25 protein-coding genes and 1 riboswitch are annotated in these 26683 nt (G+C 63.4%); of the genes, 9 read left to right on the forward strand and 16 right to left on the reverse strand.

All coding sequences use genetic code 11. From position 1 onward, the window contains the following. Positions 1-148 precede the first annotated feature (148 nt). From RYZ20_RS03305 to RYZ20_RS03315, 3 genes are read left to right on the forward strand one after another with little or no spacing between them, the layout of a single operon-like run. Positions 149-853 (forward strand): ABC transporter ATP-binding protein, encoded by a 705-nt coding sequence (locus tag RYZ20_RS03305; RefSeq protein WP_317670440.1) that lies wholly within the window; start codon positions 149-151, stop codon positions 851-853. Beyond that, the gene (locus tag RYZ20_RS03310) at positions 853-3216 is read left to right on the forward strand and encodes an FtsX-like permease family protein (protein ID WP_317670441.1); all 2364 of its coding nucleotides are present in this window, start codon (positions 853-855) and stop codon (positions 3214-3216) included. Before RYZ20_RS03305 ends, RYZ20_RS03310 begins: the two co-directional genes overlap by 1 nt. A gap of 5 nt (positions 3217-3221) precedes the next feature. After that, a complete protein-coding gene (locus RYZ20_RS03315; RefSeq protein WP_317670442.1) occupies positions 3222-4433 on the forward strand; it encodes an efflux RND transporter periplasmic adaptor subunit in 1212 nt (403 codons plus the stop codon). Positions 4434-4436: 3 nt separating this feature from the next. Here RYZ20_RS03315 and RYZ20_RS03320 read toward each other — a convergent pair whose 3' ends face one another. The 5 genes from RYZ20_RS03320 to RYZ20_RS03340 form a co-directional block, all read right to left on the reverse strand. Beyond that, positions 4437-5435 carry an ABC transporter ATP-binding protein gene (locus RYZ20_RS03320; RefSeq protein ID WP_317670443.1) on the reverse strand — a complete coding sequence of 333 codons (999 nt, stop codon included), beginning with the start codon at positions 5433-5435 and terminating at the stop codon, positions 4437-4439. A 37-nt stretch (positions 5436-5472) separates the two neighbouring features. Next, entirely contained in the window at positions 5473-6312 is an 840-nt protein-coding gene (locus RYZ20_RS03325; RefSeq protein ID WP_317670444.1) for a carbohydrate ABC transporter permease, read from the reverse strand. An 11-nt stretch (positions 6313-6323) separates the two neighbouring features. Continuing rightward, positions 6324-7235 carry a carbohydrate ABC transporter permease gene (locus tag RYZ20_RS03330; protein WP_317670445.1) on the reverse strand — a complete coding sequence of 304 codons (912 nt, stop codon included), beginning with the start codon at positions 7233-7235 and terminating at the stop codon, positions 6324-6326. Positions 7236-7305: 70 nt separating this feature from the next. Further along, on the reverse strand, positions 7306-8559 hold the full coding sequence (locus tag RYZ20_RS03335) for an ABC transporter substrate-binding protein (protein WP_317670446.1): 1254 nt from the start codon (positions 8557-8559) through the stop codon (positions 7306-7308). 33 nt (positions 8560-8592) lie between these two features. Then, positions 8593-9474, reverse strand: coding sequence for an N-acetylmuramic acid 6-phosphate etherase (locus RYZ20_RS03340; protein ID WP_317670447.1), 882 nt, complete (start codon positions 9472-9474; stop codon positions 8593-8595). Positions 9475-9650: 176 nt separating this feature from the next. Here RYZ20_RS03340 and RYZ20_RS03345 point away from each other — a divergent pair, with 176 nt between their 5' ends. From RYZ20_RS03345 to nagA, 4 genes are read left to right on the forward strand one after another with little or no spacing between them, the layout of a single operon-like run. After that, entirely contained in the window at positions 9651-10529 is an 879-nt protein-coding gene (locus RYZ20_RS03345) for a glucosamine kinase nucleotide-binding domain-containing protein (RefSeq protein ID WP_317670448.1), read from the forward strand. Continuing rightward, the gene (locus RYZ20_RS03350; protein ID WP_317670449.1) at positions 10526-11293 is read left to right on the forward strand and encodes a GntR family transcriptional regulator; all 768 of its coding nucleotides are present in this window, start codon (positions 10526-10528) and stop codon (positions 11291-11293) included. The genes RYZ20_RS03345 and RYZ20_RS03350 overlap by 4 nt, the downstream gene beginning before the upstream one ends. Further along, complete coding sequence (locus tag RYZ20_RS03355) at positions 11293-12324, forward strand: SIS domain-containing protein (protein WP_317670450.1); 1032 nt, start codon at positions 11293-11295, stop codon at positions 12322-12324. The genes RYZ20_RS03350 and RYZ20_RS03355 overlap by 1 nt, the downstream gene beginning before the upstream one ends. Then, on the forward strand, positions 12321-13451 hold the full coding sequence (nagA, locus tag RYZ20_RS03360; RefSeq protein ID WP_317670451.1) for an N-acetylglucosamine-6-phosphate deacetylase: 1131 nt from the start codon (positions 12321-12323) through the stop codon (positions 13449-13451). The genes RYZ20_RS03355 and nagA overlap by 4 nt, the downstream gene beginning before the upstream one ends. Before the next feature lie 122 nt (positions 13452-13573). Here the strand turns inward: nagA and RYZ20_RS03365 are convergent, their stop codons facing one another. Further along, a complete protein-coding gene (locus tag RYZ20_RS03365) occupies positions 13574-14161 on the reverse strand; it encodes a cupin domain-containing protein (RefSeq protein ID WP_317670452.1) in 588 nt (195 codons plus the stop codon). 160 nt (positions 14162-14321) lie between these two features. Between RYZ20_RS03365 and RYZ20_RS03370 the strand changes: the two genes are divergently transcribed. After that, on the forward strand, positions 14322-15593 hold the full coding sequence (locus RYZ20_RS03370) for a 4-aminobutyrate--2-oxoglutarate transaminase (RefSeq protein ID WP_317670453.1): 1272 nt from the start codon (positions 14322-14324) through the stop codon (positions 15591-15593). 1 nt (position 15594) lies between these two features. Then, positions 15595-17049, forward strand: a complete 1455-nt coding sequence (locus RYZ20_RS03375) for an NAD-dependent succinate-semialdehyde dehydrogenase (RefSeq protein ID WP_317670454.1) — start codon at positions 15595-15597, stop codon at positions 17047-17049. Positions 17050-17208: 159 nt separating this feature from the next. On the opposite strand, the gene RYZ20_RS03380 is transcribed toward RYZ20_RS03375, so the two are convergent. The 10 genes from RYZ20_RS03380 to RYZ20_RS03425 form a co-directional block, all read right to left on the reverse strand. Next, on the reverse strand, positions 17209-17799 hold the full coding sequence (locus tag RYZ20_RS03380; RefSeq protein ID WP_317670455.1) for a thiamine phosphate synthase: 591 nt from the start codon (positions 17797-17799) through the stop codon (positions 17209-17211). Beyond that, positions 17799-18557, reverse strand: a complete 759-nt coding sequence (locus RYZ20_RS03385) for a thiazole synthase (protein WP_317670456.1) — start codon at positions 18555-18557, stop codon at positions 17799-17801. Before RYZ20_RS03385 ends, RYZ20_RS03380 begins: the two co-directional genes overlap by 1 nt. Before the next feature lie 3 nt (positions 18558-18560). Continuing rightward, positions 18561-18758, reverse strand: coding sequence for a sulfur carrier protein ThiS (gene thiS, locus RYZ20_RS03390; protein WP_317670457.1), 198 nt, complete (start codon positions 18756-18758; stop codon positions 18561-18563). Next, a complete protein-coding gene (gene thiO / locus RYZ20_RS03395; RefSeq protein ID WP_411572323.1) occupies positions 18748-19692 on the reverse strand; it encodes a glycine oxidase ThiO in 945 nt (314 codons plus the stop codon). The genes thiS and thiO overlap by 11 nt, the downstream gene beginning before the upstream one ends. Further along, positions 19692-21485: a phosphomethylpyrimidine synthase ThiC gene (thiC, locus tag RYZ20_RS03400; protein ID WP_317670459.1), complete on the reverse strand. Its 1794-nt coding sequence runs from the start codon at positions 21483-21485 to the stop codon at positions 19692-19694. Before thiC ends, thiO begins: the two co-directional genes overlap by 1 nt. Positions 21486-21594: 109 nt before the next feature. Further along, positions 21595-21715, reverse strand: a riboswitch (TPP riboswitch). Positions 21716-21800: 85 nt separating this feature from the next. Then, on the reverse strand, positions 21801-22259 hold the full coding sequence (locus tag RYZ20_RS03405) for an A24 family peptidase (protein ID WP_317670460.1): 459 nt from the start codon (positions 22257-22259) through the stop codon (positions 21801-21803). Then, positions 22259-23065, reverse strand: coding sequence for a helix-turn-helix transcriptional regulator (locus RYZ20_RS03410; protein ID WP_317670461.1), 807 nt, complete (start codon positions 23063-23065; stop codon positions 22259-22261). The genes RYZ20_RS03405 and RYZ20_RS03410 overlap by 1 nt, the downstream gene beginning before the upstream one ends. A gap of 253 nt (positions 23066-23318) precedes the next feature. Then, positions 23319-24314, reverse strand: a complete 996-nt coding sequence (locus RYZ20_RS03415; RefSeq protein WP_317670462.1) for a type II secretion system F family protein — start codon at positions 24312-24314, stop codon at positions 23319-23321. Positions 24315-24327: 13 nt separating this feature from the next. After that, positions 24328-25302 carry a type II secretion system F family protein gene (locus RYZ20_RS03420; protein ID WP_317670463.1) on the reverse strand — a complete coding sequence of 325 codons (975 nt, stop codon included), beginning with the start codon at positions 25300-25302 and terminating at the stop codon, positions 24328-24330. Further along, entirely contained in the window at positions 25299-26681 is a 1383-nt protein-coding gene (locus RYZ20_RS03425) for a TadA family conjugal transfer-associated ATPase (RefSeq protein ID WP_317670464.1), read from the reverse strand. The genes RYZ20_RS03420 and RYZ20_RS03425 overlap by 4 nt, the downstream gene beginning before the upstream one ends. Positions 26682-26683: the final 2 nt, after the last annotated feature.

Consider the following 26683-nt stretch of genomic DNA (forward strand, 5'->3'; position numbering starts at 1 on the left):
AGTGAGGCGAGGACACACGAGCGTAAGGCCCGGCCAGAAGCCGGGCCTTATCGTGATGCGTCAAGAAACCTTGGCAAGCCCCTGATCTGCTGCCACACTCACTTCTGTAAGATCGGAATATTCCGGCAATCGGGGCGGTCAGGGTATCATGCAGCCCATCATGCAAGCGCACGCAGTCACCAAGGTCTACAAGACCGGCGCAGTCGAGGTGCAGGCCTTGCGCGGCATTGATATGTCGCTCAACGCAGGTGAACTGGTGGTGTTGCTGGGCGCCTCTGGCTCGGGCAAATCAACGCTTCTGAACATTCTGGGTGCGCTGGACACACCGACCTCGGGCGCGGTGCAGTTCAAAGACCATGAACTCGGCGCGATGTCCGAGGCGCAACTGACGAATTTCCGGCGCGAGCATGTGGGCTTTGTATTTCAGTTCTATAACCTCGTGCCGGCGCTGACCGCGCGCGAGAATGTCGCCCTTGTCACCGAGATCGCGCAAAACCCGATGCGCCCCGAAGAGGCGCTGGAGCGCGTGGGCCTTGGCCACCGGATGCACCATTTTCCGGCTGAACTGTCGGGCGGCGAGCAACAACGTGTCGCCATCGCCCGCGCCATCGCCAAGCGCCCCGAGTTGCTGCTCTGCGACGAACCCACCGGCGCTTTGGACAGCGCGACGGGCGTCACCGTGCTGGAGGCTCTGGTCGAGGTGAACCGCGATCTGGGGGCGGCAACAGTGCTGATTACCCATAACGCCGCGATCCGGCAGATTGCGCATCGCGTGATCCATATGGCCGACGGGCAAATCGCACGCGAAGAGGTCATCGCCAATCCCGTCCCGCCATCCGAGGTCAGTTGGTGATGCGCGCGCTCGACCGCAAGCTTATCCGCGATCTGCGCCGGATCTGGGCGCAGGGTCTGGCGATTGCGCTGGTGCTGGCGTGCGGGCTGATGGTGCTGGTGATGGCGGACGGCACGCTGCGCTCGCTCGACCAGACGCTGAACGCCTATTACGAGCGCCAGCGCTTTGCCGATGTCTTTGCCAGCGCGACCCGCGCGCCCGACGACATTACCCCCCTGATCGCGGGGCTGGAGGGCGTGGCGCAGGCCGAAACGCGGATTGTTGGCGCGGCCATTCTTGACCTGCCCGGCATGATGGAACCCGCCAGCGCCAAGGTGATTTCTCTGCCCGCCTCGGGCCAGCCAAAGCTGAACCTGCCGCTGCTGCGCGCGGGTCGCCTGCCCGATCCGCTGCGCCCTGATGAGGTGCTCCTGATGGAGCCGTTCGCCTTGGCCAACGGGCTGATGCCGGGCACGGGGGTCGATGTTACGCTCAATGGCCAGCGGCGGCACCTGACGGTGACGGGGCATGTTCTCTCGCCCGAGTTTGTCTATTCCATCGGGCCGGGGTCCATCATGCCCGACGACAAACACTTCGGCATCATCTGGATAAACGAGGCATCCCTTGCCGCCGCCACTGACCTTAGCGGCGCCTTCAACGATGTAACGCTCGCGCTGCGCCGCGAGGCCGACCCGCGCAAGGTAATCGCGGCCCTTGATCATCTGCTGGCTCCCTACGGCGGCACCGGCGCCTACGCCCGCGCGCGCCAGACCAGCCATATGTTCCTGAACAGCGAGATGGAGGAGCTGGGCACCATCGCCGTCTCGATGCCGCCGATCTTTCTGATCGTGTCCGCGTTTCTGGTGAATATGGTGCTGGGACGGCTGATCCGGCTGGAGCGTGCGCAGATCGGATTGCTGAAGGCCGTGGGCTATAGCGCGCGTGAAATCGGCTGGCATTATCTGAAGCTCTCGATCGGGATCGGGGTTGGCGGCGTGGTCCTTGGGGTGGCGTCCGGCTGGTGGGCGGGCCACGGCATGACCCAGATGTATACCGAATTCTTCCGCTTCCCCTGGCTGATCTATGTTCCCGGCGTGCGGGCGATTGCACTGGCCGTTGTGCTGGGTCTGGCAACCGTTGTGATCGGCGCGCTGCGCGCTGTCGCGGCCTCGGTCGGGCTGCCACCGGCGACGGCCATGTCGCCCCCCGCCCCGCCCGTGTTCCAGCGTGGCTGGGTCGATGGGTTTGGCCGGCTTGCACGGCTGCGCCAGACGACGATGATGATCCTGCGCTCGATCCTTCGCTGGCCCGGTCGCGCGGCGATCACGTTTTTCGGGGTGGCGGCCTCGGTCGCGGTGCTGGTCTCGTGCTTTTTCATCTTCGACACGATGGACCTGCTGATGGACGAGATGTTCGTGCAATCGAACCGGCAGGATGTGACGCTGGTGCTAAACCAGAACAAGGGCACGGTGGCCGCGACCGATGCGGCCACCCTGCCCGGTGTGCGCCGTGTCGAGGGTGGCTTTGCCCTGCCCGTGCGGCTGATCCACGGGCCGGTTGAGCGGCTGAGCACCCTTCAGGCGCGCGAAAACGGCACCGAGTTGACGCAGCTTCTGGACGAGGGAGGCAAGGTTATCACCCTGCCGGAAAACGGGTTGATCCTGCCCGAGCGTCTGGCCGAAAAACTGGGCGTCACAGTGGGTAGCCAGATGCAGGTCGCCCTTCTGGCACCGCCGCGCGAAACATGGACCGTTAGCGTCAGCGCGGTCATCCGCCAAAGCCTAGGCGACGAGGTCCATATGTCAAAGCCTGCGCTCTTTCGCCTGATGCGCGCCGATGCGCAGGTGAACCAGCTTAATCTCTCGGTCGATCCGCAAGCCCTGCCCCGCCTGATGGCAACGGCCAAGGCGACCCCTGTCATCGCGGGGCTGATCTACTGGCCCGATGTCAAAGGACAGATCGACGCAACGATCAATGAATCCCTGCGCATCATGACGGTGATCTTCTCGACTTTGGGGATGCTGATCGCCCTTGGCGTCGTCTATAACGCCGCGCGCATCCAGTTGTCGGAACGCGCGCACGAGCTGGCAACTTTGCGGGTTTTGGGCTTTTCGCGCGGTGAGGTCGGCTATGTGCTGGTGGGCGAGATCCTGCTTCTGGCCGTGCTGGCCATTCCCGTCGGCTGGGGGCTTGGTTATGTCTTTGCCCGCGCGATCAACACCGGCTTTTCCACCGATATTATCTCGATGCCGTTCGACATCCGCCCGCGCAGCTTTGCCATTGCGGCGGGGCTGGTGCTGGTGACAGCGACGGGATCGGCATTTTGGGTGCGGCGCAGGCTCGACCGTGTCGATCTTGTCTCGGCCCTGAAACAGAAGGAGTGAACCCGATGCATCCGGTCAAATGGACAATGGCAGGGGGCGTGGCGCTGGCTGCGGTGGCGGGGTTCGTCTGGGCGCTGATGCCCGAGCCTGCGGCGGTCGACCTGTCCATCGCGGCCCGCGCGCCGATGGAGGTGACGGTCGCCGCCGAGGGGATGACGCGGGTGCGCGACACATGGTCGGTCAGCGCGCCGATCACCGGCACGCTCGGGCGCTCGCCCGTGCAAAAGGGCGATCATGTCACAGGGGGCGAAACCGTGGTGGCACAGATCCGCCCCGCCGCGCCCGACCTTCTGGACAGCCGCTCGCGCCTGCAAGCCGAGGCCGCCGTGACCGAGGCGCAGGCGGCCGTGCGCCAATCCGAAGTGCTGTTGGCCAAGGCCGAAGCCGACCTGAGCTATGCCGAGGGGCAACTGGCGCGCAACCGTGAGCTCTCCGAGCGCGGGATCATCTCGAAAACCCTGCTTGAGGACAGCGAACAGCGCGTCTCGGCCGCCTCTGCCGCCGCCGAGGCCGCGCGCTATGATCTGGAACTCCACCGCGCCACGCTGGAGCGGATGCAGGCGCAACTTTTCGACCCCGAACATGCGCTGGCAAATGGAAATGCGTCTGACTGCTGCGTGCCCGTCACCGCCCCCCACAGCGGCACGGTTCTGGATGTCACCGATATGAGCGCGCGGCTGGTGCAGGCGGGCGCGCCGCTTTTGGAAATCGGTGATCTGGGGGATTTGCAGATCGAGGTCGACCTTCTGTCCAGCGACGCGGTGCAGGTGCCGCCCCGTGCCCCCGCCTATATCGAACGCTGGGGCGGCGAGCCTGCGCTGGCGGCCCATGTCACCCATATCGACCCGGCCGGGTTCACCCGTGTTTCGGCGCTTGGGATCGAGGAACAACGCGTGCGCCTGCGCCTTGATCTGGACACGCCACAGGCCGAGCGCCCTCGTCTGGGCGACCGCTTCCGCGTCTTCGTGCGGGTGGTTTTATGGTCGGGTGAGGATGTGCTTCAGGTGCCGCAAAGCGCGCTGTTCCGCCACGAAGGCGGTTGGGCCGTGTTCCGCTCGATTGCCGGTCGCGCCGCGCTGACCCCCGTCACCATCGGGCGCGCGACACCTGATGCGGTGCAGATCACCGGCGGGCTTGAGGCGGGTGCAAGCGTCATCACCTACCCCGGCTCGCGGATCACCGATGGTGCGCGGATCGCGCCGCGCACCACCGAGTAGCGCTTAGCGGACGCGGTTGCCCGCATCGTCGAAATACAGAACCTTCGCGGGGTCAAACCCGAGCCTGATCTCTTCGCCCGCGTGGACCTCGTGATGGCCGAACATGCGCTGCGTGAGCGGCTCGTCCAGCCCCGCATCGATAATCACATTGGTATCGCCGCCAAGGCTCTCGACATGCAGGACACGCCCCCCCAGCGGACCCTCCGCTTGCGGCACCAGATGCTCGGGGCGGATGCCGGCGGTCAGCCCCTCTGCCCCGCCAATCCGCGCGGCGGGCAGAAAGTTCATCGCAGGCGCCCCAAGGAACCCCGCCACGAACTGGTTGTCGGGATCGTTATACAGCTCGATCGGGCTGCCGACCTGCTCGACCCGACCATCGCGCAGGACCACGATCTTGTCGGCCAGCGTCATCGCCTCGGTCTGGTCATGCGTCACGTAGATCATCGCGCCTTTGAGCGAGCGGTGCAGGTTGGCGATCTCAAGCCGCGTGTTCATCCGAAGCGCGGCGTCAAGGTTCGACAAGGGTTCATCGAACAGGAACAGCTTGGGCTGGCGCACGATGGCACGCCCGATGGCGACCCGCTGGCGTTGACCACCCGAAAGCTCGGACGGGCGGCGATCAAGGTAATCGCCAAGGTTCAGCATCCGCGCTGCCTCGGCGACACGCGCGTCAATCACGTCCTTGGGCTGCTTTTCCTGTTTCAGCGCCAGCGTCATGTTATCGCGCACCGACAGATGCGGATAAAGCGCGTAGGACTGGAACACCATCGCAATGCCGCGCTTGGCGGGCGGCGTTTGGGTCACCACCTGCCCGCCGATCATCACCTCACCCGAGGTGGTATCCTCCAGCCCCGCGATAATCCGCAAAAGCGTGGACTTGCCGCAGCCCGACGGGCCGACGAAGACAACGAACTCGCCCTCTTCGACAGTAAGGTTGATGTCTTTGAGCACATGCACCGGCCCAAAGGATTTATTGACGTGGTCAAGGGTCAGGGCAGTCATAGTGCCTCCTGTAGAACTGTTACACGGGTGGAGCGGATCATTTCACCGCGCCCGAGGTAATCCCGCGGATCAGCTGCCGCGAGAAGATGACGTAAAGGACAAGCGCGGGCAGGATCGCCATCGACAGCGCCGAGAGGACCGCATTCCAGTCGGTCACGAACTGGCCGATGAACACCTGGCTCCCCAACGTCAGCGTCTTGGTCGCCTCCGACGGCGCAAGGATCAGCGGGAACCACAGGTCGTTCCAGATCGGGATCATGTTGAACACGGCCACCGTCGCCATCGCGGGCCGGACAAGCGGCAGGACAAGCCGGAAGAAGATCGTGTATTCCGACAGCCCGTCGATGCGGCCCGCATTCTTCAGGTCATCCGAGACCTGTTGCATGAACTCGGTCAGGATGAACACCGCCAGCGGCAGGCCCTGCGCGGTATAGACAAGGATCAGCGCCCAAAGCGAGTTCACCAGCCCCGTCTCGACCATCATTTCCAGAATGGCCACCGTGCCGATGCGGATCGGGATCATGATCCCGAGCGCCAGATAAAGCCCGATCATCGTATTGCCCTTGAAGCGATATTCGCTGACCGCAAAGGCCGCCATCGCACCAAACAGCAGCACGAAGAACAGCGATGCCACCGTCACGATCAACGAGTTCTGGAAGTAGAGGAAGAAATCCCCCTGCTTGAGCACCGTCTGATAGCCGATCAGGCTGAAACTATCCGCGCTCGGCAGGGCCAAAGGCTCGCGGAAGATCGCCTTGCGAGCCTTGAAGCTGTTGATAAGGATAACGAAAACCGGGAACAGCGCGATCAGCGTATAGAGGATCAGAACCCCGTGCATCGCGGCTTTGTTCAGCGGGTTGTTGCGTGCTTTATGCATGGTTTATTGCCTCAGAGCTGGTAGCGACGCAGCCGCCGCTGGACACCGAACAGGTAAAGGCACACCCCCACCAGAATGATCGCGAACATCGCACTGGCAATCGCCGCGCCCATATGGGGATCGCCAAGCTGGAGCTGGAAGCCAAAGAAGGTGCGATACATGAAGGTGCCAAGAATATCGGTTGAAAAGTCAGGCCCGGCCAGCGCGCCTTGCGAGGCATAGATCAGGTCGAAGGCATTGAAATTGCCGACAAATGTCAGGATCGAGATAATCCCGATCGAGGGCAGGATCAGCGGCAGCTTGATCTTCCAGAAAGCGGACGCGCCAGTGATACCGTCAATCTCGCCCGCCTCAAGGATCTCTTCGGGGATCGACAGAAGGGCCGCGTAGATCAGCATCATCGGGATGCCCACGAACTGCCAGACCGAAATCAGCGCGAGCGTGGTCAGCGCGTAGTCCTCTTTGCCAAGCCACGGCGCAAACAGCGCCTTCAGCCCCACCGCATCCAACAGCCCCGGTGCAATCCCCCAGATGGGCGACAGGATCAGCTTCCACGCAAAGCCCACGATCACGAAAGACAGGATCGTCGGAATGAAGATCGCGGACCGATAGAGCGCGGCAAAGCGCAGCCGCGGATGCGACAGGATCGCCGCCAGCAAAATCCCGATCGGGTTTTGCACCAGCATATGCACGACGAAAAACCACACGTTATTGCCAAGCGCATTCCAGAACGCGCCCGACCAGTTCGGGTCGGTGAACAATGTGCGGAAGTTTTCGAGGCCGGCAAAAACGCGGACGTTCTCAACTTCGGAGTAAAGTGACAGCCGCAGCGTGTTGAACAACGGCAAGATCATGATCGCGGTATAGACCAGCACGGCAGGCGCCAGAAACACGACGATATGCCAACGGATACGGGACAGCATGGCGGCACCTCCGGGAATAGGGACCCCGAGCGAAGACCGCTCGGGGTGGATCGTTACGGGCGTCTCGCGATTATTGCGCGGGCTTGAACCAGCCGTCGAGACCGGCTTGCAGTTTCGCACCCAGTTCTTCGGGCGAGGACGCGCCCTTGATCGCCGCGACCGAGGCGTTCCAGGTTTCGGTCTCAAGGTTCGGCGTGCCGCGCGAAAGGATCTGATAGGTCGAACGGATCGAGGACTCGCACTCCCCGCGCCAGCTGACGAATTCCTGTGCCAGCGGATCGTCCAGCGCAACGTCAAACTTCGAAAGCGAGAAGAAGCCCGGCAGCGCATTCGCGTAGATCGAGGCGAACTCTTCGGACCCCACCCAGTTCAGGAAGGTCTTGGCAGCTTCCGCATTAGGGGAGGCCGCGTTCAGGCCAATCGCAATGTCGGTGTGATCCGAGATATAGCAGGTGTCGCCCGCATTGCGGACCGGCGGCTTGAAAGCGCCCATCTCGAAATCGGCCTGCGCGTTAAAGCCGGTGATCTCCCACGAGCCGGCCGGATAGATGGCGGCGCGGCCAAGGGTGAACAGGTTCTGGCTATCGGGATAGGTCTGCGCCTCATAGCCATCGCCCAGATACTGGCCCCATTTCGCCAGCGTCGCGTAGGGCGCGGTCCATGCCTCGTCGGTCAGCTTTTGCGAACCCGCCAGCAGCGCCAGACGGCCCTCCTCGCCCTTCCAGTAGTTCGGGCCGATGTTGTTATAGCCCATCGTCGCGGCTTCCCACTGGTCGTTGGTGCCCATCGCCATCGGGATATAGGTGCCGTCTTCCTTGATCTTGTCGAGCGCGGCGAAGAACGCGTCCTCGGTCTCGGGCACGTCGATGCCAAGCTCGGCGAACGCCTCTTTGTTATAGATGAAGCCGTGGATCACCGAGGCCATCGGAACGCAGAACGTATGCGCGCCGTCATCGGTCTGCCATGCGGATTTCGCCACATCCGAGAAATTGCCCATCGCCTCAAGGTCGCTCAGATCCGCCAGACGGCCACCGTCATAAAGCGCGAGCGAGGCATCGAAGGGGCGACAGGTGATCAGGTCGCCCGCCGAGCCTGCCTCGAGCTTCGAGTTCAGGACCGCGTTGTATTCGGGCGGCGACGAGGGCGTGAATTGCACCTTGATGCCGGAATGTTTGGCCTCAAAAGCCGGAATGATCTTGTCCTGCCACAGCGCAAGGTCGTCATTGCGCCAGCTTTCTATCGTCAGCGTCACGTCATCCGCGAACGCGCCTTGTGCCAGCATGGTCGAGGCCAGAAGCGCCCCCAGTTTCAGCTTGTAGGTCATGGTTTTCCTCCCAGATAAACCGTTGAAATTACGTTACTTAGACAGGGCCACGCGCAGATTTCCGTGCGCAGCCTCCAGCATCCATTTGGCAGCATCCAGATCGCAGCCGCAGGCCGCCATCACGATCGCGGGCTTCACCCGCCCCTCTGCCAGACGCAGCGCATCACGCGCCACATCCTTGCTCACTCCGGAAATAGCGCACACGATCCCAAGCGCGCGAAGGCGCAGCTTCTCATTGTCCGCCACCAGATTGACCATCATCCCGTCGTAGACATGGCCAAGTTCGACCGCCATCAATGTGGACAGCACGTTGAGGGCAATTTTCTGCGCGGTCCCTGCCCCCATCCGGGTCGACCCCGCCAGAAGCTCGGGCGGCGTGTGCAGGCAGATTGCATGATCCGCCCCCTGCAAGAGCGGCGTATCGGGGTTATTCGCAATCGCCACCACCATCGCACCTTGCGCTTTCGCGCGGCGCACCGCTTCAAGCGCGTAGGGCGTCGAGCCGCTGGCCGACAGCACAATCAGCGTGTCGCGCGCGGTCACATCAGAAAAACCGGCGACAAGACCCTCGGCTGCATCTTCGGTATCACCGGGCATGGAGGCATCTGTCGGAATGCCGCCCGCCATCAGAATACGGATTTGCGAAGACGGGATGCCGAAGGTGCCGCCGATCTCGGCCGCGTCAGCCAAAGCCATCAGCCCCGACGATCCCGCCGCCGCATAGATCAGCTTGCCGCCCTCGCGGATCGAGACCGCCAGTGCGCGGCCAGCATTCGCCAGCTCGACCCGCGCCCGCCCAACGACCTCCGCCGCATCACATTGCGCCGCGCAAAGCTCCTCGGCCACCGAGACAAGCGGACGCGCATCCAGCCCCGGAGCATTCACATGAAGCGTTTCAGTCGTCTTGTCAGCCATCGAATCCCCCTCTCTTGTCACAACAATACCTTTTAGATACCATTTGTCTACCACTTCATGCGTAAATTGTCAAAATTCGGAATATCGGCCAGTTTTACTTGAATACACAGCGCATTTATGATACCAATTGCAAATAATAGCTTCTGCGCCGGAAATAGGTATTGTATAGGTGCCATATGACAATCGACGAGAATCACACCTTCATCGCCATTGATGGCGGCGGCACGAGCTGCCGGATTGCCCTGGAAGCGCAGGGCAAGCGCCACGAGGTCACCCTGAGCGCGGCCAATGTCATGACGGATTTCTACGGAACCGTGCGCACGATCATTACCGGACTGGACCTTCTGGCCTCGCGGCTGAGCGCGCGGATCGAGGATGTTTACAACGTCCCCGCGTTCATTGGTCTGGCTGGCGCAATCGACAGCGACATCCAGACGCGGGTTCGCCAAGCCCTGCCCCTCACTTGCGCGGTGATCGAGGACGACCGGCGCACGGCAGTGCGTGGCGCTCTTGGGGCGGAGGATGGCGCCTTTGCGGGGCTTGGGACGGGGTCGTTTTTCGCGCTGCAACAGTCGGGCGCGATCCGCCTTGCCGGAGGATGGGGCGCGCGCATGGGGGACGAGGCCTCGGGCTTCTGGATCGGGCGGGCGGCGCTTAAGGCGGCGCTGGATGTCGAGGACGGGCTACACCCCGAGAGCCCGCTGACGCGCGACTTGCGCGCCTCGATCGGCTCGCCCGGAAAGATCGTCGAGCTGGCCCGCGTCGCCTCGCCAGGCGACTTGGCCCGCATCGCGCCGCAGGTCATCGAAGCGCTGAACGCGGGCGATCCGGCGGCGGTGCGTATCTTTGCGAGCGGATCGGAATATATCCTGACGACGCTGCGCGCCCTTGGCTGGACCCCGAGTATCCCTTTGGTTCTCAACGGCGGGGTTGCCCATGCCTATATTCCCTATATGGAACGGGCGACAGGCATCTGCCCACAGCCGCCCAAAGGCACGCCCCTTGATGGCGCCCTTGATCTGGCACATGAGATCAAATGCAGGATAAGCGCATGACTATCACCGAATTCCTTTTGCCCGATTACTGGATGGGCCAGACGCCCGGCCCCCGCTATGTGCAACTGCGCCAGCGCATCGAAGAGGCGATCGAAGAGGGCATTCTGGGGCCGGACGCCTCGCTGCCGCCCGAGCGTGAAATCGCGGAGCTGACGGGGCTGTCACGCGTGACCGTGCGCAAGGCAATTCAAGAGCTTGTCACAAAAGGCACGATCATCCAGCGGCAAGGCTCTGGCTCGTTCGTGCGCGAACCGGCGGCAAAGGTGGAGCAATCGCTCTCGCGGCTGACCTCGTTCACCGAGGATATGTCGCGCCGCGGGATGGAAACCACTTCGAAATGGCTTGAGCGCGGGGTGTTCCTGCCCTCGCCCGAAGAGATTGTCGGGCTGGGGCTGTCCACCGACGACTCGGTCGCGCGGATCTACCGCCTGCGCGAGTCGAACGGGCAACCGCTGGCGCTGGAACGCGCGGCCCTGCCATTGGACATCCTGCCCAACCCGATCGAGGTCGGCAAATCTCTTTATGAGGTGCTGGAGAAATCCGGCAACCGCCCGATCCGCGCGATCCAGAAGATCTCGGCGATCAATCTGGAAGACGAAGAGGCCCGCCTGCTTGGCGTCGAACCCGGCATGGCGGGTCTTAAAATCCAACGTATCTCGTATCTCGACACCGGACGTGTCGTGGAATTCACCCGTTCCATCTATCGCGGCGACGCCTATGATTTCGTGGCCGAGCTGAGATTGGATAACCCCAAGGAAAGCTGATGCCCGCAAAATCCAGCCAAATGAAATGCGAGATCGCCCAGATCCCGCAAGCGATCTCTTATTTGCTCGACATCGGCGCGGCGCCGGTGCGTGCAACCGCCGCCACCCTGCGCGAGCTTGACCCCGCCTATCTGATCACCGTCGCGCGCGGTTCTTCCGATCACGCGGCGAGTTATCTGAAATACGCCAGCGAGCTGTTGCTGGGGCTGCCCGTCGCCTCGGTCGGGCCGTCGATCGCCTCGGTCTATAATGCGCCGCTGCGGGTGGCGAACACCGCGACGCTGGCGATCTCGCAATCGGGCAAAAGCCCCGACATCGTGCGCCTGACCGAAAGTCTGGGGCGTGGCGGGTCGTATAGCGTGGCGATCACCAATGAAACCACCTCGCCGCTTGCGATGTGTGCGAATGCCACCCTCGACATCTGCGCGGGCGCCGAACTCAGCGTCGCCGCAACGAAAACCTTTGTGACCTCGGCAGTTACGGGGCTGTGGCTTTTGGCCGAATGGAAGCAGGACGCAGAGCTTCTGGCGGCGATCCGCGCGCTCCCCGAGGCACTGGAAAACGCCCGCGCCGCCGATTGGTCCGAGGTGCGCGAGGCCGTGCGCGAAGGCGGGTCGGTCTTTACCCTTGGGCGCGGCCCGTCATGGGCGATTTCCAACGAGGCAGCGCTGAAATTCAAGGAAACATGCCAGCGCCACGCGGAAAGCTATTCCTCGGCCGAGGTGATGCACGGGCCGGTTTCCATCGTCGGCGCCGATTTTCCGGTGCTGGCCTTCGCCAGCGCGGATGCGGCTGAGAAATCGGTGGTAGACATCGCCGGCCAGATCGCAGCCAAGGGCGCAAAGTCATTTGTGACCAGCGACTTGCCAGGCAAAGCCAAAGCACTTCCCACCGTGCGCACTGGCCATCCGCTGACCGATCCGCTTGCGCTGATCGTGTCGTTCTATGCGATGGTCGAGCAACTCGCTGCGGATCTGGGGATCAACCCCGACGCCCCGCGCCACCTCAACAAAGTGACGGAGACGGTATGACTGAAACACCGATCATTTTGCGTGGCGGCCCGATTTTCGATGGCACGCGCCTGCTGGAGGGCTACGAGCTTGAACTGACCCACGGCGCGATCAGCGCGCTACGCCCCGTGACAGCGGGCTGCGCGGAGGTCGATCTGGGCGGCGACATCCTGATGCCGGGGTTTGTCGATCTGCAGGTGAATGGCGGCGGCGGCTTGCTGTTTAACGAGGCTCAAACCGTCAGCGCGCTGAAAACCATCGCTGCCGCGCATCGCTCGCTTGGCACCGCGACGATCCTGCCGACGCTGATCACTGACCGGCGCGAGGTCTCGCGCGCCGCGATCAAGGCCGCGCGCGAGGCGATTGCGCAGGGCGTTGCGGGGATTGGCGGGCTGCATCTGGAAGGCCCGCACCTGTCGGTCGCGCGCAAAGGCGCGCATGATCCAGACCTGATCCGCCCGATGGACAGCGACGATCTGGCGGCCTATTGCGAGGCGGCCCGCACCCTGCCCGCGCTGATGATGACCGTCGCCCCCGAGACCACAACCGCCGAACAGGTCGCGGCTCTGGCCTCGGCGGGGGCGGTGGTCTCGCTTGGCCATACGGATGCGGATTACGAGACCTGCATGCGCTATCAAAAAGCGGGCGCGCGCTGCGTGACGCATCTGTTCAACGCGATGAGCCAGCTTGGCAATCGGTCCCCCGGCGTTGTGGGCGCAACCCTTGATAATGCTGAATTTTTCGCAGGGTTAATCGCAGACGGGCATCATGTCCACCCTGCGTCAATCCGCGCCGCTCTGCGGGCAAAACAGGGCACTGAACGCATCTTTCTGGTGACGGATGCCATGTCGCCTGCGGGCACCGATCAGCACCGGTTCGAGCTGAACAACCGCACGATCCTGCGCGAAAATGGCATCCTGACGCTGGAGAATGGAACTCTTGCCGGCGCGGATCTTGACCTAGCCAGCGCGATCCGTGTGATGCAGCAGGAAACCGATCTTCCGCTGGTCGATATTCTTGCGATGGCGACACGCATTCCCGCCGATCTTATGGGAATTGAAGGCGGGCGCCTGAGCGTGGGTCGTCCGGCGGTTCTGACGCTCCTGTCCGCAAATTTCATGCGGGCAACACCCGTCGACCTCGCGTAACGCGCCCGATTATTAACGAGTGATCCCCGTAACCGGCCCGGACGCCTCACCGCGTTCGGGCTTTTCATTGCAGGCAGAATTAAACACCCCCACGCTTAATGTTTAATTTATGCACACAATCATCAGAAACTAGGCGGCGTGCAGGCCGACACTATCACGCAAGGCTCGGCCCCGACATTGCGAAACCGGTGCGGGATGCGGCTGGAAAACTGATAGGCGTCACCCGCCTGCAAGACCTCGGTCCGATCCCCCACGGTCAGCAGCAACTCGCCCGAAATGACATAGCCGCTTTCCTCGCCCTCGTGCGCATAAAGCTCGGGCCCGGTATCCGCGCCCGGCTCGTAGGTTTCATACAGCATCAACAGCGTGCTTTCATCCCCGCCCGAGCCGACACGCTTTAGCGAAAGCGCCTGCAAACCGTCCCCACTGGCGGTTTGAAAAATGCGCGCGGGGTTGATTTCCGTCAACTCCGCATGGCGAAAAACGAACTTGTCCTGCACGCGATCCGGCGCCTCGAAGAAATCCGAAAGCGACATATCAAACACCGCCAAAATGCGCTTTAGCGAAGAAATCGACGGGCTGGTCTTGTTGCGCTCGATCAACGAGATCAACCCGTTAGTCACCCCCGATTGCGTCGCCAGTTCGCGTTGCGACATCTGGTTCGCCTCGCGCACATCTTTTAGCCGCGCGCCCACATCGAATTCGCTCACCATTTCACCTCTGCTCATGCCGGACCTGTTTAGGCGCCTTTTCCCAACAACTCAACGCCGCATTCGCCTCTGCCTTAGCAGATGCGCGACATAAATTAAACATTGCATGATAAAAAATTTAACGCTACGCACTTCTGCAGAGCCAACCCCGGAGATTCCCATGTCGAACGCAGACCTCCACGCCCGCCGCACCGCCGCCCTCGCCCGTGGCGTTGGTGTGATGACCCAGAACTTTGTCACCAAGGCCGAGAACGCCATCGTCACCGACGCTGACGGCAACCGCCTGATCGACTTTGCCGCCGGTATCGCGGTGGTCAACACCGGCCATTGCCACCCCAAGGTCATGGAGGCCGTGAAAGCGCAACTCGACGCATTCACCCACACCTGCCATCAGGTTCTGCCCTACGAGCCCTATGTCCGTCTGGCCGAGCGTCTGAACGCCGCCGTTCCGGGCGATTTCGCCAAGAAGTCGATCTTCGTGACCACCGGCGCCGAGGCCGTTGAAAACGCAATCAAAATCGCGCGCGCCTACACGGGCCGCCCCGCAGTTATCGCCTTTGGTGGCGGCTTCCACGGGCGCACCTTTATGGGCATGACGCTGACCGGCAAGGTCGTTCCCTATAAAAAGGGCTTCGGCGCGATGATGCCCGACGTCTATCACGTGCCCTTCCCGACCGGCCTGCATGGCGTCACCACCGCCGATAGCCTTGCCGCGCTTGACAAGCTGTTCAAGGCCGACCTCGATCCGGCCCGCGTTGCCGCTATCATCTTTGAGCCCGTGCAGGGCGAAGGCGGCTTCTATCCGGCGCCGCAAGACCTTGTGGCCCGCATCCGTGAGCTTTGCGACACGCATGGCATCGTGATGATCGCCGACGAGGTGCAAACCGGATTCGCCCGCACCGGCTCCCTGTTCGCGATGGAAGGCTATGGCATCGCCGCCGATCTGACGACGATGGCGAAGGGTCTGGGCGGCGGTATGCCGATTGCCGCTGTCACCGGCAAGGCCGAGGTCATGGACGCCGCCGATCCGGGCGGTCTGGGCGGCACCTATGGCGGCAACCCGCTGGGGATTGCGGCTGGCAACGCGGTTATGGATGTGATCGAGGAAGAGGGGCTTTGTGCCCGCGCCAATGATCTGGGCGAGCGCCTCAAGGCTCGCCTGGCCGAGATCCAGAAAACCACCCCCGAGATGGCCGAGATCCGCGGTCCGGGCTTTATGGTCGCGGCCGAGTTCATCACCGATGGCGTGCCGGATGCCGATCTGACCAACCGCATCCGGCTTGAGGCGCTGAACCGTGGCCTCGTGCTTTTGACCTGCGGCGTCTATGCTAACGTGATCCGCTTCCTTGCGCCGCTGACCATTGACGAGGCACATTTCGCCGAAGCGCTGGACATTCTGGAAGCCGCGATCAAAGCGGCACGGGGGGCATAAGATGCGCGACCTGAAAGACAAAACCCTTCTGGAAACCCGCGCCTATGTGAATGGCGCGTGGATCGAAACCGGCGCGACCTTCGCGGTCGAGAATCCCGCTACCGGCGAGGTTCTGGCGCAGGTGACGGATATGGCTCCGGCTTCTGTGGCAGACGCGATTGATGCCGCCTATGCCGCCAAGCCCGCTTGGGCCGCCTGGACCGGCAAGGAACGTTCGGCGGTGCTGCACAAGCTTTACGAGCTGATGCTGGAAAACGCTGACGATCTGGCGACGATCCTGACCGCCGAGATGGGCAAGCCCTGGGCCGAAGCGCGCGGCGAGATCCTTTATGGCGCGTCCTATGTCGAATGGTTCGCCGAAGAAGCCAAGCGCATCTATGGCGATGTGATCCCCGGCCACCAGCGCGACAAGCGCATTGTGGTCATCAAGCAACCCGTGGGCGTTGTCGGCTCGATCACGCCGTGGAACTTCCCCAACGCGATGCTGGCGCGCAAGATGGCGCCCGCGCTTGCGGCAGGCTGCACCTTTGTCGCGCGGCCGTCCGAACTGACGCCGCTTTCGGCGCTGGCGCTGGCCAAGCTGGCCGAGCGCGCAGGCGTGCCTGCGGGCGTGTTCAACGTCATCCCCTCGACCGATGCCTCGGGCGTGGGCGAGGAGCTGTGCGCCAACCCGAAGGTCGCCAAGATCACCTTTACCGGCTCGACCCGTGTCGGCAAGATCCTGATGCGTCAGGGAGCCGAGACGATCAAGAAGCTCTCGCTCGAACTGGGTGGCAACGCGCCGTTCCTTGTGTTCGACGACGCCGATCTGGATGCGGCTGTCGAGGGCGCGCTGATCGCCAAGTTCCGCAACGCGGGCCAGACCTGCGTCTGCGCGAACCGTATCTATGTGCAGGCGGGCGTGTATGACGCGTTCGCGGCGAAACTGGCGGCAAAGATCGACACGCTGAAGCTGGGCAACGGCTTTGACGAAGGCGTCACCACCGGCCCCCTGATCAACGAGGCCGCAGTCGCCAAGGTCGAGGCACATATCGCGGATGTGGTCGCCAAGGGTGGCGCGGTGATGAAGGGTGGCAGCCGGTCGAACCTTGGCCGCACCTTCTTTGAACCGACCATCGTGACGGGAGTGACGCAAAAGATGCGCGTCGCCTCGGAAGAGACCTTCGGCCCGCTTGCGCCCCTGGTCAAATTCGAGACCGAGGCCGATGCGATCGAGATGGCAAACGCCAGCGAGTTCGGGCTGGCAGGCTATTTCTACTCGCGCGACATCGCCCGCATCTGGCGCGTCGCCGAAGCGATTGAAACCGGCATGGTCGGCATCAACACCGGCCTCATCTCAACCGAGGTCGCCCCCTTCGGCGGCGTCAAACAATCGGGGATCGGGCGTGAAGGCTCGAAATACGGCTGCGACGACTACCTTGAGATCAAGAACATGGTCTTTGGCGGGATCGAATAACCGCCAAAGACAGAAACCCCATTGAAATACATGGGTTACGCGACGAACCTCCCTTGCCGGCCGGAACTTAATCCCGCACCTCCGGCTGGCTTCACGGGTTCGAACGGCGGGCCCGCCATCGGTTGCAGCTCCCTGTGACCAATGGCGGGCCCGTTTCGCTCAGGCAGTCGCCGCCAGCCACTCGCGACAGCGCGCCTCGGGGTCGGTGGCCTGCTGAATATCGGTCACGACGGCGGCACTATCCGCGCCTGCCGCAAACACGCCTGCCAGCCGTTCGGGCGTCAGCCCACCGATGGCAACCAGCGGCACCTTGCCCGCCCGTGCCTTCCATGCAGCCACACGTTCAAGCCCCTGCGGCCCCCATTTCATCTGTTTCAGAAGCGTCGGATAGACCGGCCCAAGCGCGACATAGGCCGGATCAAGCGCCAGCGCGCGGTCCAGCTCGGCCTCGTCATGGGTGGAGAGGCCATAGCGCACGCCCGCACGCCTGAGCGCGACAAAATCAGCCGTTTCCATATCCTCCTGCCCCAGATGGACAAAGGAACAGCGCAGATCAAGCGCGATCTGCCAATAGTCGTTCACCACAAGCTGCGCGCCATGCACCGCGCAGAAATCGCGCGCCCGCGCGATCTGGCGGCGGACCTCGGCTTCGGGCTGGTCCTTAAGGCGCAACTGCACCAACCTGACGCCCTGCGGCACCAGCAGTTCCAGCCGCCCGACATGGCCCACGATCAGATAGAAGCGCTCCATCAAACCAGCTCCGCCATACCGAAGATCGGGGTGGAGGCCTCGGCCATATCGCGCTTGGGCATCAGCCCCGCGGTGTGGGCCGCCTGCCCCGCCGCGACCGCCTGCCCGAAGGCGCGCGCCATCGCGACCGGGTCCAGCGCCTTGGCAACAGCCGTGTTCAGAAGCACCGCGTCAAAGCCCATCTCCATCGCCTCGGCCGCCTGCGAGGGCGCACCGATGCCAGCGTCAACCACCAGCGGCACGCCCGCGAAATGCGCGCGCATCGTGCGCAGCCCGTCGCGATTGCGCAGCCCCTGCCCCGAACCGATCGGCGCGCCCCAAGGCATCAGCACCTTGCAACCTGCCTCCAGCAGCCGTTCGCCCACGATCAGGTCTTCGGTCGTGTAGGGGAACACCTCGAACCCGTCGGCGCAGAGCACCCGCGCGGCCTCGACCAGCGCGAAGGGGTCAGGCTGGAGCGTATCGGCATGGCCGATGACCTCGAGCTTGATCCAGTTCGTGCCGAACACCTCGCGCGCCATTTGTGCGGTCGTGACCGCCTCTTTCACCGAGTGACACCCGGCGGTATTGGGTAAAGGGCGGCAGTTCAGCCCTTTAAGGATTTCCCGAAACGCCCCGCCCCCCGCGCCTTCGCGGCGCAGGCTGACGGTGATGACCTCGGCGCCCGAGGCCGCAATCGCCTCGGCCAGAACCCGTGGCGAGGGGTATTGCGCCGTCCCCAGCATCAGCCGCGACGACAGGTCTATACCGTAGAACATCTATCAGCCCCCCTGCATCGGCGCGACGATCTCGACCCGCGCCCCATCGGTCAGCGGCGTTGCGGCGCGCTGGCCACGCGGCACAAACTCGCCATCCAGCGCGGTCGCGACCGAGGCCAGATCGACCCCGATCTCGACCAGCAGCGCATCAAGCGTTTCCGCCGCAACCTCGCGCGCGGTTCCATTCACCTCAAGACGCATGGGCTTTCTCCTGAAAAACGGTTTGGGCGACCTCTTCGGCCAATGCGGGAGCCATCAGGAACCCGTGCCGGTAAAGGCCGTTGACGAAAATCCGGTCCGCGCGGAACTGCACGGACGGCACGTTGTCGGGCAAAGAGGGACGCAGGCCCGCGCCGGTCTCGATTATCTTGGCCTCGGCAAAAGCGGGGTGCAGCGCGTAGGCCGCCGAGAGCAGCTCCATCGTCGCGCGCGCAGTAATCGGCCCAGCATCATCGCTTTCGACCATCGTCGCACCGACCATAAAGCGCCCCTGCCCGCGCGGCACGATGTAGCACGGGAAACGCGGATGCAGCAGCCGCACGGGGCGCGCAAGCGTCACCTCGTCGGTGTGCAGCATCAGCATCTCGCCGCGCACGGCGCGCAGTTCGGGCAGCAGGTCAAGCGCTGCCAAGCCGCGACAATCGACGATCTGTCCGCGCGGGTGCGCGCCCGTGCCGAAGAACAGCTCGGCACCCATGTCGGTCAGCCGCGCAATCAGCGCCTTGCAGGCCGCGCGCGGGTCAAGATGCGCCTCGTCCGCGAAATGCAAAGCCCGCGCAAAGCGCCCCGCCAGATCAGGCTCAAGGCTGCCCGGATCAACCCAGGAATGCCCACGCGTGGCGCGCGCAAAGCGGTCCAGCTCGGCCTGATCGCGCGGCGGCGCCACGACCAGCGTGCCCGCAACCACCACACCCGGCACCCGCGCCGCCCACCACTCGCGCGCCGATTGTCCCGTGGTCACAACCACTTCGGGCGCGGCCTCGCCCTCGCAAAAAGGGGCCAGCATCCCGCCTGCGTAATAGGACGCCCCCGTCGGATCAGGATCGGGGTCGATCACCTCGACCCGCGCCCCGCGTTCAGCCAGGGCGGTGGCGGTGCACAGCCCCGCCACCCCTGCACCCAGAACCGAGAACATCATTGCGCAGGCTCCTCGGCGGGGAGGTAAAGCTCCCCCTTTTCGCGAAACTTACCGGCCATCTCGGCCATGCCCTGTTGCTTTTCGGCCTCGGCCCGAATGTCGTGCGAAATCCGCATCGAGCAGAACTTCGGCCCGCACATCGAGCAGAAATGCGCCACCTTATGCGCCTGCGCAGGCATGGTTTCATCGTGCATCTCGCGCGCCGTATCGGGGTCGAGCGAGAGGTTGAACTGATCCTGCCAGCGGAACTCGAACCGCGCGCGGCTTAGCGCATCATCACGCAGTTGCGCACCCGGATGCCCCTTGGCAAGATCCGCCGCATGGGCCGCCAGCTTATAGGTGATCACGCCGGTTTTCACGTCGTCGCGGTCGGGCAGGCCAAGGTGCTCTTTCGGCGTGACGTAACACAGCATCGCGGTGCCGAACCACCCGATCATCGCCGCGCCGATGGCGCTGGTGATATGGTCATAGCCCGGCGCAATATCGGTGGTCAGCGGCCCGAGCGTGTAGAACGGCGCCTCATGGCAGTGCTTGAGCTGCTCGTCCATATTGGCCTTGATCTTGTGCATCGGCACATGGCCCGGCCCCTCGATCATCACCTGACAGTCCTTCGCCCAGGCAATTTTCGTCAGTTCGCCCAAGGTGCGCAGTTCGGCGAATTGCGCCTGATCGTTGGCGTCCGCGATCGAGCCGGGGCGCAGCCCGTCACCAAGGCTGAAGGACACGTCATACTTGCGGCAGATGTCGCAAATCTCGTCGAAATGCTCATAGAGGAAGCTCTCGCGGTGATGATGCAGGCACCATTTAGCCATGATCGAGCCACCGCGCGACACGATCCCCGTCACGCGCTTGGCCGTCATCGGGATCATGTGCAGGCGCACGCCCGCGTGGATGGTGAAATAGTCGACGCCCTGCTCGGCCTGCTCGATCAGCGTGTCGCGGAACACCTCCCACGTCAGGTCTTCGGCAATGCCGCCCACCTTTTCAAGCGCCTGATAAAGCGGCACCGTCCCGATCGGCACCGGCGCGTTGCGGATGATCCAGTCGCGGATGTTGTGGATGTTGCGCCCGGTCGAGAGGTCCATCACCGTATCCGCCCCCCAGCGGATCGCCCAGACCATCTTTTCGACCTCTTCCTCCATGCTGGAAGTCACCGCCGAATTGCCGATATTCGCGTTGATCTTCACCAGGAAGTTGCGCCCGATGATAACGGGTTCCAGCTCGCGGTGGTTGATGTTGGCGGGGATGATCGCGCGGCCCGCGGCGATTTCCTGACGCACGAATTCGGGCGTCACCAGATCGGGAATGGCGGCGCCGAAATCCTCGCCGTCACGCGCCTCGGTCCAGGCCTCGACGCGGCCCTGATTTTCGCGGATCGCGACGAACTCCATCTCGGGAGTGATGATGCCCGCGCGGGCATAGGCAAGTTGGGTGATTGCCTTGTCGCCAACAGCGCGCAAGGGCGCACACTGTTCGGGGAAGGCGGGCGTCAGGCGCGCGCCTTCAGCAAAACCGTTGTCGGCCGAGGTGACGGTGCGGCCCTCGTAGGCCTCGGCGTCGCACCGCGCGAGCTGCCATTCGCCGCGCACCGGAGCCAGCCCTTTGGAAATATCTATCCGCACGCCTAGATCGGTATACGGCCCCGAGCTGTCATAGACCCTCAGCGGCGCCTCGTTCGAGATCTCGATCTCGCGCATCGGCACGCGGATGTCATGGATCTGCCCCGCGACATAGGTCTTGCGCGAGGCGGGCAAGGCGCCCGTGGTGATGGTCGGGATAGGGTCTTTCATTTCGGTCTCCTCAAGCGATGAGACCCAAGTGAAACTTTAGGCAGAAAGGGACCGCGCGCCCCTGAAATGGGCCAAAGCGGCCCGAAAGGACCGCTCCGCATGAAATGGAGGGAATGCCCTTCGGTCTTCCTACGCCAGCATCAACTGGGTCAGGTTCAAAGGGTCGCTTCACCGGGGTTGCCCCCACTCAGCCTCTCAGTCCCCTAGGCGGGACTCCCCTGACGTGGTGCGAGGATGCGGAGTTTCGTAGGGGCCGTCAAGGGCAATATCGCCGCCGTCCATGCAGGGGCAGATCCAGATTTCGTGCAAGCAAACTCATAGCAGGATCAGCAACCCCGCCACCGCCAGCGCCATCGGCACCCCGACAGGCATCTTGCCGCGCGCCTGCACGCTGGCCCAATCAGGATGCCCGCCCGCGCGCTGCACGAACAGCATCCCCCCCGCCGTGACCAGCAAAGCCAGCGAAAACATCTGCATAAACAGCGCACTCGCCCCGACCGGCACAAACAGCATCAAGGCCGCCATCATCTTTACATCGCCGCCCCCAAACAGTCGCAACCCAAAGAGCACAAACCCGATGGCCAAGGCGATCCCCGCACCAAGCACCCGCGCCCCGAGATCGTCCAGCGTCAGCAAAACCGGCGCCACGCCCAGAAAAATCACAACCGCGACAAGGACATAGCTATTGGGAATTTTCAGCCGGCGCAGATCGCTCAGCGCTGCCGCAACAACGAGGGGCAAGACAAGGGCCAGCAAAAGCAGATCAGCGCGCATCACGCCACCCGATCAGAGCAGCCCCCGTCGGCCATGAACGGCTCGGCCGCGACAAGCCGGTAGATCAGCTCGCCCGCGTTGGCCGAACCCGTCTTGGCGTAAAGATGGCTCAGATGTGTGCGCAACGTCGATTCACCGATGCCAAGCTCGGATTTAAGCTCGTCCATCGTCTTGCCGCGGCTCAGCAGCAGACAGACCCGATACTCCGCGCGGCTCAGCCCCGCAGGGTTGTCCGCGCTCAGGATCGGCACACCATCGCTGACGTGCTGCGGCCGCACCGTCATGCGCAACAGGCTTTCGGTAAACAGCCCGCTGGCACGGTTATGCCAGGTCTTCGCCAGCATCGGCGCAAGCATATTCAGCACCGCTTGCTGATAATTACGCGGCTTGTCGGTCAGATGGATTTCCAGAAAATCAACCGAGCGCTCCTTCGATTCAAGCGGCACCACGACCAGTTCGCGCAGATGGCGGTTCGAATGGAAGGCGATCAGATCGCTGCCCAGACTGTCTTCGACCATCGTTTTAAACCACAGGCTGCCGGGACGGGCCTTGTCGAAATACGCCCCCAGGACCGAGGCCGCATAAGAGCGCTCCAACCGCCCGCCCAGAACTGTTTTCGGTTGGCGGTCCCAGACCAGAACCCGCGCCTTTGCCCCCAGGGTCCGCGAATGGCGCGAGAGCAGAACCGCCTCGGCCTCGATGCTTTTTCCCAGAACTTCCAAGGCTTTCAGCACAGGGTCCGCGCCGTGCAAACATTCGCACCACTGCGCAACCGCCCCGATCATACCAGCTTCAATCGCACGCAACCGACTTGACCCGAGAGGATCTCTATCCAAGTCCTTCATGGTCACACCCCCAAACGAACACCATAAAGTATATTTGCTACATACTTTTGATTTTCATCTCGGCGGGGGAATTTTGTCAATGATATTAGCTATTTCCATCCACGAAGCACAGAATTTACAACCTTTGGTGGTAAATCCGGCAGGAATCCCGACGCGCACGCGCAACTATATTGCGCGCGATCTTCCGCCGGAAAGGGAGGAAACGAATCGCCACTCAGAATTGCTGCACATATCGGATAACAACCGGACCCACCGTCAGCGTAATCAGCGCGGGCAGCATCAGCGAGGCCATCACCATCGACATTTTCACCGGCAGTTTGTTCGCCATTTCCTGCGCGCGCATCTCGCGGATGTTGCGCAGCTCGTCCGCATAGGTGGTCAGCGCCTGCGCCATCGAAGTGCCGAACTGGATCGACTGGCGAACGACATTGGCGAAAGAGCGCACCGTCTCCAGCCCGATCCTCTCGGCCATGTCGTTCAGCGCCGCGTCGCGCATCCGCCCCGCCTGAACCTGATGCTGCACGCTAAGGATTTCCACCGCCAGATCGGGCGCGCTATGCATCAACTCGTTGCCGACCCGCGTCATCGCCGCATCGAACCCCAGCCCCGCCTCGATCGAGATTTGCAGCAGATCAAGCGCATTTGGGAAGCTCTCTTCGATGCGCAGCCTGCGCTCGGTGATGCGGTTTTGCAGCCAGTAGCGCGGCGCGAAATAGCCAAGCGCGACCAGCACCGTCAGCATCTGGTAGATGCCAAGCGCGCTCATGCCGCCCAACCTCTCCGAGAGACCAAGCGGCAGCGACAGCCCCGGCGTGCGCGCGCTTAGCACAAGCCCCAGCATCGCCAGCGGCAGGATTAGCGCCAGCACCACCCGCGCAATGGTATAGTTGCGCAGCGCCTGCGGCCCGTTCAGCCCCGCCTGTGCAAGCTGGAGCCGCAGGCTGCCCTGCGCGGCTTTCTCGCTCGGCACAAAGGCTTTCATCAGCCGCCCCGGTGTCTCGCTTGGTGCCAGCAAAAGCGCGCGGTCCAGCCGTGACTGGCGGCGCGCACCTGCGATAGAGGCCATCCGCGCGGCCACCGGATCGGCGCGGAAAAACCCCGCGTAGACGCCCCAAAGCCCTAGCCCCACGCCGCCCGCAATCCCGCCCGCAAAAACGGTTTCCGGCGTCACCCCAAGGCTTCGCGTCAGCATCTCCAGAATGTCCAGCATCGCGCCCTCCTGTTCAGACGTGGAAATTGACCAGCTTTTGCAGCACCAGCGCATTGACCAGCGTCAGCCCGACCACCGCCGCCGCCATCGGCGTGAACAGCGGGTCATCCATCACGCCACCGTAGTAATTGGGCGACGAAACCGAGGTGAAGCCGAACATGATGAAAGGCAGCGCCGAGAGAAACGCCGCCGAAGCGCGCCCCTCCGACGAGATCGCCTTGATCTTGCGCCGGAGTGCCGCGCGGCCACGGATCACGCGGGCCAGAACCTCGATCACGCGGGCCAGATCGCCACCGCTACCGTGCTGGATACCGATGCTGGCCGAGAGATAATGCACATCCTCCAGATCGACGCGGTCGGCAAAATCCTGAAACGCCTCGGGCAGATCGTCGCCATAGTTCACCTGATCGAAGACGATGCCGAACTCGGTGCCGATCGGGTCGGCCATCTCCTGCGCAACCGCCCCGATCGAGGCATTCAGCGGATGCCCGACCCGCAGCCCCCGCGCCATCAGTTCCAGCGCGTCAGGCAATTGCGCGACCAGCGCGTCGGCCTGTTTGCGCAGCCGGATGCGCAGCGCAACCAGTGGCAGCCCGAGGCCCGACGCCAGCGCCACCAGCGCCGCCCCCCCGCCCCCGATCAACGGCGTCAGGGTGACCAGCGTCACCCCCGCCAAAAGCGCGCACAGGCCAAAGAAGGCAGGCGCCGACAGCGGCACGCCCGCGCGTTTCAGCGCAGCCGGCACCACCCCCAGCACCGGCACGCGGGCAAATCCGGTCCGGACGGGTGGCGGTTTCAGCACTGCCAGACGTTCCTCGACCGGGCTTCCCTCGGCCACCATCCGCAACCGGCGCGAGCGCGCCTCGGCGCGGGTCTCGCCACGGCGCAACGCGCCCGCAAGCGCGCTGAAGGCCAGCAAAACACCCAGCATAATCCCGCAATAGAACAGGTAGACCAGCGCGCGGTCCTGCAAAACGTCCCCGATCATGACGACCTCCGCACCACGAAATCCGCCGGATCAAAGGGCACGCCTGCGGCAATCAGCGCCTCGGCGCAGCGAGGGCGGATGCCGGTGGGCGTGAACTCGCCCAGGATCCGCCCGTCCTCGGTCTTGCCCAGTTTGCGGAACACAAAGATGTCCTGCATCGACACCACCGATCCTTCGAGGCCGGTGATCTCGCTGATACTCAGGACACGCCGCGTGCCATCGGCCAGCCGCGCCAGTTGCACCACGATCTGCAACCCCGCCGCCACCTGCGAACGGATCGCGGACAAGGGCAGATCGGCCCCGATCATCGTCACCATCTGTTCGATCCGGCTAATGGCGTCGCGGGCCGAATTGGCGTGAACCGTGGTCATCGAACCATCGTGGCCCGTGTTCATCGCCTGCAACATATCGAAAGCCTCGGCGCCGCGCACCTCGCCCACGATGATCCGGTCGGGGCGCATCCGCAGCGCGTTACGCACCAGATCGCGCTGCGCCACCGCGCCCTGCCCGTTCGGGTTCGGCGGGCGGGTTTCCAGGCGCACGACATGCTCTTGCTGGAGCTGCAATTCGGCCGCGTCCTCGATCGTGACAATCCGCGAGCGCCCGTCAATGGCAGAGGAAATCGCATTCAGAAGCGTCGTCTTACCCGAGCCTGTCCCGCCCGAAATCAGGATGTTCAGCCGCGCCGCCACCAGCGCACGCAAGAACCGCATCGCCTGCTCGTTCAGCGCGCCATGCTCGACCAGCCGCTCCAGCGTCAAGGGATTGCGTGAGAATTTGCGGATCGACAGGCTTGGCCCGTCAATCGCGCAGGGCCGGATGATCGCGTTCACACGGCTGCCGTCCTCAAGGCGCGCATCGACCCAAGGGTTGCTTTCATCGACCCGACGCCCGACACGCGAGACGATCTTCTCGATGATCCGCATCAGATGGCGCTCGTCGCGGAACCGCGCGCGGGCGCGCTCCAGCACGCCGTGGCGTTCGACAAAGACATTGCGCGGCCCGTTCACCAGAATATCGTTGACCGTCGGATCGGCCATCAAAGGCTCCAGCGGCCCAAGCCCCAGAACCTCGTCGATCAGCTCGTTCACGAGGCGGGTGAACTCCTCGGGGCGGATCGGGATCTGGCCCGCGCGGAGTTCCTCTTTCACCAGCGCGGCAACATCGTGGCGCAGTTCGTCCACCTCGACCTTGTCGATCACCGAGAGGTTCAGGCGCTCCAGCAGCACCTCATGCATCCGGCTCTTGAGGTCGAGCGCGTTTTGCAGCGCCTCATCCGCAGGTTCAAGCGGAAGTTCGACGGGGGTTTCGGTTTTCGTGAAAGGGACGACCTTGGCCTTGTCGCTGCGGCGCCCGAAGTCGGTAAATTCTTTGAACATGG

Origin of the sequence: Pseudothioclava alba, assembly GCF_033100795.1 — a bacterium.
Lineage (GTDB): Bacteria > Pseudomonadota > Alphaproteobacteria > Rhodobacterales > Rhodobacteraceae > Pseudothioclava.

Bases quoted from the DNA above. Each gene is read 5' to 3' on its own strand.
- RYZ20_RS03370 (WP_317670453.1), top strand. From the start codon at position 14,322: ATGTCGAACGCAGACCTCCACGCCCGCCGCACCGCCGCCCTCGCCCGT.
- RYZ20_RS03380 (WP_317670455.1), bottom strand. From the start codon at position 17,799: ATGGAGCGCTTCTATCTGATCGTGGGCCATGTCGGGCGGCTGGAACTG.
- RYZ20_RS03305 (WP_317670440.1), top strand. From the start codon at position 149: ATGCAGCCCATCATGCAAGCGCACGCAGTCACCAAGGTCTACAAGACC.
- thiO (WP_411572323.1), bottom strand. From the start codon at position 19,692: ATGTTCTCGGTTCTGGGTGCAGGGGTGGCGGGGCTGTGCACCGCCACC.
- RYZ20_RS03355 (WP_317670450.1), top strand. From the start codon at position 11,293: ATGCCCGCAAAATCCAGCCAAATGAAATGCGAGATCGCCCAGATCCCG.
- thiS (WP_317670457.1), bottom strand. From the start codon at position 18,758: ATGCGTCTTGAGGTGAATGGAACCGCGCGCGAGGTTGCGGCGGAAACG.
- RYZ20_RS03425 (WP_317670464.1), bottom strand. From the start codon at position 26,681: ATGTTCAAAGAATTTACCGACTTCGGGCGCCGCAGCGACAAGGCCAAG.
- RYZ20_RS03420 (WP_317670463.1), bottom strand. From the start codon at position 25,302: ATGATCGGGGACGTTTTGCAGGACCGCGCGCTGGTCTACCTGTTCTAT.
- RYZ20_RS03325 (WP_317670444.1), bottom strand. From the start codon at position 6,312: ATGCATAAAGCACGCAACAACCCGCTGAACAAAGCCGCGATGCACGGG.
- nagA (WP_317670451.1), top strand. From the start codon at position 12,321: ATGACTGAAACACCGATCATTTTGCGTGGCGGCCCGATTTTCGATGGC.
- RYZ20_RS03330 (WP_317670445.1), bottom strand. From the start codon at position 7,235: ATGCTGTCCCGTATCCGTTGGCATATCGTCGTGTTTCTGGCGCCTGCC.
- RYZ20_RS03375 (WP_317670454.1), top strand. From the start codon at position 15,595: ATGCGCGACCTGAAAGACAAAACCCTTCTGGAAACCCGCGCCTATGTG.
- thiC (WP_317670459.1), bottom strand. From the start codon at position 21,485: ATGAAAGACCCTATCCCGACCATCACCACGGGCGCCTTGCCCGCCTCG.
- RYZ20_RS03335 (WP_317670446.1), bottom strand. From the start codon at position 8,559: ATGACCTACAAGCTGAAACTGGGGGCGCTTCTGGCCTCGACCATGCTG.
- RYZ20_RS03345 (WP_317670448.1), top strand. From the start codon at position 9,651: ATGACAATCGACGAGAATCACACCTTCATCGCCATTGATGGCGGCGGC.
- RYZ20_RS03310 (WP_317670441.1), top strand. From the start codon at position 853: ATGCGCGCGCTCGACCGCAAGCTTATCCGCGATCTGCGCCGGATCTGG.
- RYZ20_RS03385 (WP_317670456.1), bottom strand. From the start codon at position 18,557: ATGTTCTACGGTATAGACCTGTCGTCGCGGCTGATGCTGGGGACGGCG.
- RYZ20_RS03315 (WP_317670442.1), top strand. From the start codon at position 3,222: ATGCATCCGGTCAAATGGACAATGGCAGGGGGCGTGGCGCTGGCTGCG.
- RYZ20_RS03405 (WP_317670460.1), bottom strand. From the start codon at position 22,259: ATGCGCGCTGATCTGCTTTTGCTGGCCCTTGTCTTGCCCCTCGTTGTT.
- RYZ20_RS03320 (WP_317670443.1), bottom strand. From the start codon at position 5,435: ATGACTGCCCTGACCCTTGACCACGTCAATAAATCCTTTGGGCCGGTG.
- RYZ20_RS03340 (WP_317670447.1), bottom strand. From the start codon at position 9,474: ATGGCTGACAAGACGACTGAAACGCTTCATGTGAATGCTCCGGGGCTG.
- RYZ20_RS03350 (WP_317670449.1), top strand. From the start codon at position 10,526: ATGACTATCACCGAATTCCTTTTGCCCGATTACTGGATGGGCCAGACG.
- RYZ20_RS03415 (WP_317670462.1), bottom strand. From the start codon at position 24,314: ATGCTGGACATTCTGGAGATGCTGACGCGAAGCCTTGGGGTGACGCCG.